This is a genomic window from Stieleria mannarensis (assembly GCF_014154935.1).
Taxonomy (GTDB): Bacteria; Planctomycetota; Planctomycetia; order Pirellulales; family Pirellulaceae; genus Stieleria; species Stieleria mannarensis.
In genome coordinates this window covers 23,377-30,792 of the sequence record NZ_JACEHH010000078.1, presented here as the reverse complement: position 1 = coordinate 30,792, position 7,416 = coordinate 23,377, and the positions used below count along the sequence as shown (strand labels likewise).

The 7,416-nt window shown below is 59.5% G+C and carries 7 protein-coding genes and 1 tRNA gene; 5 read left to right on the top strand and 3 right to left on the bottom strand.

Annotated elements, in window-relative coordinates:
* The 3 genes from H1B37_RS30735 to H1B37_RS30725 all read right to left on the bottom strand — a co-directional run.
* On the bottom strand, positions 1 to 609 hold a 609-nt coding region (locus H1B37_RS30735; RefSeq protein WP_182871114.1), incomplete at its 3' end, for an SDR family oxidoreductase.
* A gap of 652 nt (positions 610 to 1,261) precedes the next feature.
* Positions 1,262 to 1,335: transfer RNA gene (locus H1B37_RS30730), tRNA-Val, on the bottom strand.
* A gap of 339 nt (positions 1,336 to 1,674) precedes the next feature.
* Complete coding sequence (locus H1B37_RS30725) at positions 1,675 to 2,187, bottom strand: hypothetical protein (protein ID WP_220498458.1); 513 nt, start codon at positions 2,185 to 2,187, stop codon at positions 1,675 to 1,677.
* A 324-nt stretch (positions 2,188 to 2,511) separates the two neighbouring features.
* Here H1B37_RS30725 and H1B37_RS30720 point away from each other — a divergent pair, with 324 nt between their 5' ends.
* From H1B37_RS30720 to H1B37_RS30700, 5 genes are all read left to right on the top strand, one after another.
* On the top strand, positions 2,512 to 2,847 hold the full coding sequence (locus H1B37_RS30720; protein ID WP_182871113.1) for a hypothetical protein: 336 nt from the start codon (positions 2,512 to 2,514) through the stop codon (positions 2,845 to 2,847).
* Between the two features lie 569 nt (positions 2,848 to 3,416).
* A complete protein-coding gene (locus H1B37_RS30715; RefSeq protein ID WP_182871112.1) occupies positions 3,417 to 4,301 on the top strand; it encodes an ABC transporter permease in 885 nt (294 codons plus the stop codon).
* A 4-nt stretch (positions 4,302 to 4,305) separates the two neighbouring features.
* Positions 4,306 to 5,067, top strand: a complete 762-nt coding sequence (locus H1B37_RS30710) for an ATP-binding cassette domain-containing protein (RefSeq protein ID WP_182871111.1) — start codon at positions 4,306 to 4,308, stop codon at positions 5,065 to 5,067.
* A complete protein-coding gene (locus H1B37_RS30705) occupies positions 5,064 to 6,149 on the top strand; it encodes an MlaD family protein (protein ID WP_182871110.1) in 1,086 nt (361 codons plus the stop codon). The genes H1B37_RS30710 and H1B37_RS30705 overlap by 4 nt, the downstream gene beginning before the upstream one ends.
* On the top strand, positions 6,149 to 7,405 hold the full coding sequence (locus tag H1B37_RS30700) for an ATP-binding protein (protein WP_182871109.1): 1,257 nt from the start codon (positions 6,149 to 6,151) through the stop codon (positions 7,403 to 7,405). The genes H1B37_RS30705 and H1B37_RS30700 overlap by 1 nt, the downstream gene beginning before the upstream one ends.
* Positions 7,406 to 7,416: the final 11 nt, after the last annotated feature.

Genomic DNA, 7,416 nt, shown 5'->3' with positions numbered 1-7,416 from the left:
CTTGCGCAAGGCATCGGTGATCGCCCGGACGGCGAATTTGGTCGGCGCATAAAAACCGCCCGCGCTTGGCACTCGGTGCCCACTCTGGCTGGAAACGTTAATGATCAATCCGTCTTCTTCCATCAACGGCAAGGCACACTGACAGCACAACGCCAGTGCGTGAACGTTGATCTCCCACATCCGCCGCCAGTCCTCCGGGTCGCCGTCCGAGATGCGGGAGGAGAACGCAAGGCCAGCGGAATTGAGGAGGCTGGCGATCGATTCCTTGTCGTCGGCAAGCGATTGAAAGAAACGCTTGATGGCAGAGGCATCGCGAAGGTCAAGCTGCGCCGCCTCAACGCCATCAGGCAGCTTTTCGATTGATCGGCCAATGCCAACGACCCGCTTGCCCTGTTCGACGAGCAGCTTTGCCGTTGCCTGGCCGATACCGGACGTCGCTCCGGTCACCAAGTGGATCGATGCTGGCATGAAAACTCTCCTTGAATCGATTTTCGGATGCCCCCGTGAACCCGAACATCCAATGGAAACGCGCCACCAGTCTGTCACACGCCCCTGCCATTGCAAGCGCTTCTTAAGCTGTTTGGGGGCGACATGTTCGAGCGTCCGCAAGGTAAGCGATCTATCCGCCCTTGTTGACCGGCTGGTTGGTGTGACGGGATTCTTTCCACTTTTAGGAGAAACCCGTGCCATAATCCGCCCGCAGCTCGCACTGCAATGGCGTGTCCGCATTGAACGGTTCGCTCAATTGGGCCTGGCGGTCGCCTCCTTTCTATCAGTGGCGACGGAAGTTTCGATCGTCTGTCCCGGTGGTCCCAAAGGCCCCGGCGATCGACCGGTGCGACGCCGATACACGGTTTGAACACGCTTGCTTCACAGGGCAACTGATGCAGGCGTACGGCCCATCGGGTAGATCGATGGCCCGCCTAACCTCCGACCGGTCACTGGATCGACGTACGCCCCCTCGAATCTTTGGATCCGGCAAGGCGTGGTGGGAGAAGCCGGAATCGCTCTTAGACTCCTGTGCAGAGGACGCACGTGTTGTGCGAACCGCGTGGGTGGATGAAAGAGCGCCACGCGATCATCGGCATCCCGGATCCCGAAGGCGAGACTCAGACGCCGAAGCGACGGGCCGCTCTGGTCCGGCGAGCGGAACCCCATTCAGCGAGGGGAGCCGTGAAACGATTAGCGAGACGGGTCACACGGCACGATGCCGGTTACGCGGAGTAGCGTATTAATCGTTGTTTGCTGAAATGTCTAGAAGTGGGCGATACTGGATTCGAACCAGTGACCTCTGCCGTGTGAAAGCAGCGCTCTAACCAACTGAGCCAATCGCCCGGGCCGTCGTCGACGGTGTGGGGGAAAACTTAACCTGCCAATTTGACACCTGCAAGGCCGGCGGGTTCGCATTTCGTCAAGATTTTTGATCGGCCGAGGGTGTCTGCCGAAGGCGGCTGGGAAGGGGCCCCGATGCCGCTCCGCAACCGCGGCCGAAGATGCCACCTGCAATCGGAGGTTCGCGATCGTGCAGAAATCCGGAGATTGAGTTGGTGTGCAGCAGTGATGCTTTGGCTCGACTCAAAATTCGGGTAGCGGAAGTTGTTCGACTTCCCGGGAGTATGGGATTCTTAACAAAATCCAGTACGGCCTACCCGAAAACTAAGCTGCGGCGGACCACTAGGCGAGACGCAATCGAGCGAGGGTGGCTTGAGATTCCCGGCCACTGATGTCGGGGGTGATTTTTAGTTCGAGCGTGGTGACGTGGGGCAGATCGACGCGGTAGTCTTCTGACTCCCGCGTCGCACCACGGGGGCTGAAGTTCCATTGCTGGCGGACGATTTCGCGATAAGAATGTCCGCCGTCGGAGGACCAGCGAAGGACGAATTGCTGGGTGCATTCGGTCTGCGACTCGATAAAATCCAACGCGATTCGCTGGATTTGTTGAGGGCTGTTAAAAACGAGCCGGATCGTCTGCTCGCCCGATTCCGCGGCACGCCAGCCTGAACCGCGTCCGGGCACGAGCGCAGACTCAATCGGATTCGCGGCGTCTTCCGACGTGACTTCGAGGTCAGCGAGTTGCTCCAAATCCAGCCAACCTTCGCCAGGAACGTGAGGTGTTTGTTGCTCGGCGTTGGGGATGATCCGCTTCTTCATCGGGCTGGTCTCGCCTTCGATCACAGTTCTGTTCATCGCACGATACAATGACTTAGTAGGCACGGAACGTACACGAACGGCGGGGGCGTACGTGGATTGGGATTCGGCAATGGATTGTGAAAAGCCTCTTGGCGAATCGTAGCGTCAAGGATCACCGAGAGAGACTGTCCAGCTTGGGAGCATCGATGTTTCGCGCACGCTGGGCCTTCCCGGCCGTCGTCCGAAAGACTCGGCACCAACGGGGTGTCCGTGCCAGATGAGCATACACCATCGTGCCGACGAACGGAAATCCTTCAAGTCGTTGTCTTTAAACACCTGCGCGAGTGTGTCCAGGCAGGGGGCGGCGAAGCGTCCCTTCAAATGATGGAGACTGCTCTCAAAGAGTTTGACCTCAGCCAGGACGAAGAGTTTGTCACCGTCCGCCGCGAGATCGTCGGCTGCGTGTCTGGCCAGGACACCAGAAACTGGACAGAAAAACAGCTGTCGGGTAATTCTCCAACATCGATTCGCAATCGCATGCAGTTCGCCTACGAAGTTGCCGGCTGGATGAACACTCAGCGGTCAATCGCATTTTTGCCGGCAGACGTTTTGAGTGATCTGGTCTTGGTCACTTTCAGCCGAGAGACGCTGGACCGGAGGCAGAATGATTCGGGGAAGAATCATGCAGCAGGTCCGCCCCAGACTCCACCATTCTGACCCGCTTCGCAGTGATTCGGACGTGCAACATGGGCTCTCCGCCTCCTGATTTGCTAGCACGTAGGTTGCTGATCGTGGCATGCTTGATTGGTGGGTGGCACCAGATGGGGCTGGAGATTGTAGAACCATTGTCCTCAATTGTTCCCCCCTCAGCCGCTGGCGGCTGAATTGTGGCTCCGGGGCTGTCCGCTGCGCGGGCAGGGGGAACAGCTGGGACAGCGGTTCTACACTCGGGGCTTGATTGGTGGGTGGCACCAGATGGGGCTGGAGATTGTAGAACCATTGTCCTCAATTGTTCCCCCCCTCAGCCGCTGGCGGCTGAATTGTGGCTCCGGGGCTGCCCGCTGCGCGGGCAGGGGGAACAGCTGGGACAGCGGTTCTACATTTGGGGGACAGCGGTTGGGCACTGGTTGGGTTGGTGGGAGTGTGACGGTTGCGCCGGTTGGTCGGCGGGGTGGGGGTGGGATTGTGCGTGCTGGAACGGTTCGATGTGGGAGCTGAGGTGCGGTTCGGCCGATTGTGAGTCTGAATCCAATTCGTCCGCTCATTAGGTCTCCCCGCCACCGACCGTGTTTCGCGCCTCCATCCGCTCCTTCGATCTCGTCCGCCTGGCTGTGGCTCGTGTCACCGGTTGGGTCTGGTATTGGACCGGCAATTTGGGGGAACTGTTTTTCGATCGCTTCGGCCGGCTGTCGGCGATCGCCTCGGTTTTGTGGGCCTGCTTGGCCTTGGCTGTCCACCCGGGCTCGTGGACGTATCCGGTCCGCAATATGTTTTCCAAACAGGTGCTGTTCACCGCGGTCGACGCGATTCCCGCGGCGCTTCGATTCGGTGGGGCGGTGGGCGTGTTGCTGATCGTCCAAGCGGCGATGTGGACCGATGCCGCCGGCGCGACGACCGAGATCGTCGCACCGATCTTGTGGCGCTCGATCGTTCGCGAAATCGCTCCGCTGCTGGCATGCCTGGTGGTGATCGGACGCAGCGGAATCGCGATCAGCACCGAACTGGCAACGATGCGAGCCAGCGGCGAGGTCGAAGTGATCGATTCGATGGGCATCGACCCGATGACGTTTTTGGTGATGCCGCGTGTCTTGGCGGTCATGATCAGCGTCTTTTGCCTGGCGATCATCACGGCGGTGACAATGGTGGTGACCGGCTACGCGGTGGGGTTCATGATGAATGCGATCCACACCAGCTGGAATGACTTCTACGGCGAGATCGCCAGCAACTTTGAACTGAGCGATCTGACGTTCTTCTTGTCCAAGACCATGGTCGCGGGCGGCTTTGCCGGGGCGATCTGCTGCCTGGAAGGTGTCAACGCGCGCGGTTCAATGACGGATGTGCCTCGCATCGCCAGCCGCGCAGGCATCCGGGCACTGACCGCCGTGTTTGCGGTTTCGGCCATCCTGTCGATCCTGTTCTACAACAAAATTCTCGTTTTCCAATTCGGATAAGCCCGTGACCAGCGACGCTATCACGACCGAAAAACCAGCCCCGCAATGGGAGTTCGCTGCGCCGATCCTGGAGTTCCACACCGTGAATTTCAAAGGTGCCGGAGAAACGTCGATTCAAATGAAGCGGTTCACGGGAACCATCCGGTCGGGCGAGTTGGTTGAAGTGGAACTGGAACGGCATCACAACCCCCGCAACTTGGTCTCGATGATGCTGGGCTTGAACCCGCCAGACGCCGGCGAAGTGTTGTACGACCGCCAGGATTGGATGGGGACGGACTACGCACGACACTTTCAAATGCGGAGCGAAATCGGGCGGGTGTTTGCCGGATCGGCGTGGATCCAAAGTCTGACGCTGCGTGACAACCTCCAATTGCCGATGCGACACCACGGCATCACCGAAACCGACGCGGAGCAAAAGGTGGCGCATTGGATTCGACGTCTGGCGGGACATCAGCGTGCCAAGGTCAAATGGGCTCTCAAGAAACGTCCCACTGTTGTCGAACCTTCGGTGCTGCAACTGTGCCAACTGATCCGCGCAGTCGCCAACGGCCCGCGACTGTTGATCCTGGAACGGCCCCTGCGATTCATGCTCGAATCGTTGTACAAAAACTTTGTCTCGGTGATTGATGACCTGCGTGACGCCGGAACCGCGGTCTTGTTCTTCGCCGGCGACCGCGATGAGTACCAGTTACAGTTCCGAAAACCGGTGCAGCACTGGCGAATCGTCGACGGGGCGATGGTCACCGCCGGAGGACGCCGACCATGAACGAACCCTATCGCCTGCGCTACGTCAATCAGATCGTCGGCGTCTTTTTGATCGTCGTCTTTATCCTCTCGATCATCATCTCGGTCCGCTTCACCAGCGGCCTGGCGGTGAAAAAGGATCTGTTCTACATCCATGTCCCCGAAGACATGGCGGCTCAATTGCGGACCGGGACCGAGGTGATCATCTTGGGTGAAACGGTCGGCCAAGTCGACGCGCTGGACTACGTCACCGACGACGATTTGGTCCGCGTCTCGCTGGCCATCAATTCCAAACAAAGCGATCGAATCACGACCGAAAGCGAAGTAACGTTGGACCGAAAGTATGGCGTCGGACCGGCGGTGGTGCGAATTCGACGTAGTCGCCCCGAAGGCGAAACGGATCCGCCGAAACGACTGTTGCCGGGTCAAACGATCACCCGAATTCAGGAACAGGACGACCAAGTCGACCGCATGGCAGGCGAAATCGAGGCGGCGGGAAATTCGATCGACAGTGCCGCCAAGCAGTTGCAACAATCGCTCGGCGATAGCATCGATCCGGCCTTTCAAACGAGTGAGGAGACGTTCAAATCGCTCAGGCTGACCAGTGACGCCATCCGCCCAGAAGCCGTCCAAACGCTGGCACAGCTTCGTGAGACGACGGAAAACCTGGAATCCGAATTGACTCGTCTGGCAAGACGAGTCGATCAACTGGTCGACGGTGACATCCGAATCACGATCCGGCAAATCCAGGAGTCCGCCGCCGCGGCAACCGTTGCAGCCGAAAGTGTTCAAACGCTGGCGGCAAACATGGACGCCAAAAGTGACAAGACCAACGAAGATGTTGCCACGACGCTCGAAACACTGCGTGAAACCGCGCGGTTGATTCAACAATTGACCAACGAATCGCGCGAGATCGTCACCATCGTCCGCGGCGAAGCCGAAGCGTTGCCGGGGACCACCCAACGAGTCAACGACACGGTCGAGGACACCCAAGAACTGGTCGGCGACATCCAAGACCACTGGTTGCTCCGACGCTATCGCGAACGCAAGACCCCGACCAAACAGTTGTCACCGTCGGCGGTTCGCGGTGGAGGCGTTCGTTGATGACTGTGACATTGGCGAAAGCGATTCATCGGGGCGCGATGCTGGGTTGGCTGATGGCAACAGCGATCATCAGCGGATGCGCCGGCGGCCCCGAAGAGATCGTCGACAAGGACGCGACGCTGCACCGTTATGTCAAAGACGGCCGCGAGGCGTTCCACGAAGGAGACTTGGACGAAGCGGAATCGAAATACCGCAAGGCACTGATGCGTGCCTGGGCGATCGATGACCCCTATGAATCGGGCACGGTGGCGTACAACCTGGCCGCTTGTCTGACCAGCCGTGGCGACTATCTGGAAGCGTCCGACTGGTTGGTCGACTCGCGTGTGGAACTTTGCCGCGCCGGCGCGTCGACCGGCAATACCTGGCTGCTGTCCGCCGAGATCGCGATCGCGCAGTCGCGTTTCCAGGATGCCGATCGTTTTGTCAGCTATGCCGCGATGACCTGTCCCCCCTGTGACATCGTCGACACCTGCTGTCTGTGTGGCCCCTCGGGCAACTGCGCCGATGCCCCCTGTGAAGATTGCTGTGCGGTGCGGTTGCCGGTGATCGGCGACAAATTGAAAGCACAACAGGATGACGACCGCTGTCGCAGCGGATACGAAGCACGCATCGAATTGGCGCGCGCACGTCTGGCCGCCAATCAACGCGTGCTTGGCGAAGCGAAGGCGCACCTGGCGCGTGCCTGTCAACTGTCGATCGATTCTTGTGACCTTTCCCTGCATGCCGATCGTCATGACGTCGCCGCGTTGATTCACGACTTGGAAGCCAATTTTCTGCAAGCCGGGGCGCACCGCGACCGCGAGGTCAAACTGTTGCGTTGCATCGGACATTACCGTGAGATCCCCGACGTCTTGGATGCCGCGGCGCACTCTTATTGCTCGGCCGAACGATTGGATCTGGCGGTCGATCGGATCATCCGTTCGGCACGGATTCGGTTGGCCCGGGGAAAGACCGAACAAGCGTGGCAACGGGTGCGTCATGCAGGCGATCTGGCAGCGGTGTGTGGCTGCGAAGCGGTGGAGATTCGGCTCAGTTTGACGGCCAAAATCATCCGCGAAACGTTGGAGGAGACGTCGCCGCGTGAGACGCCGTCAGGAGATCCGTCGCCAGGGGAGCAGCCTGTCAAAGGCGACACCGACGCCGGGCACACTGAACCCGGTTTGAGTTTGCAATCGCCCGCGCAAGTCCCCAGTGACGCTCCGCTGGAGTTCGGTGATTTGATCGAAGCAAGCGGCCCCGACGAACTGCTCGACTGACGATTCACCGG

Coding starts and splice junctions, on each gene's coding strand:
- H1B37_RS30725 (WP_220498458.1), bottom strand. CDS start 2,187: ATGAACAGAACTGTGATCGAAGGCGAGACCAGCCCGATGAAGAAGCGG.
- H1B37_RS30720 (WP_182871113.1), top strand. CDS start 2,512: ATGATGGAGACTGCTCTCAAAGAGTTTGACCTCAGCCAGGACGAAGAG.
- H1B37_RS30705 (WP_182871110.1), top strand. CDS start 5,064: ATGAACGAACCCTATCGCCTGCGCTACGTCAATCAGATCGTCGGCGTC.
- H1B37_RS30700 (WP_182871109.1), top strand. CDS start 6,149: ATGACTGTGACATTGGCGAAAGCGATTCATCGGGGCGCGATGCTGGGT.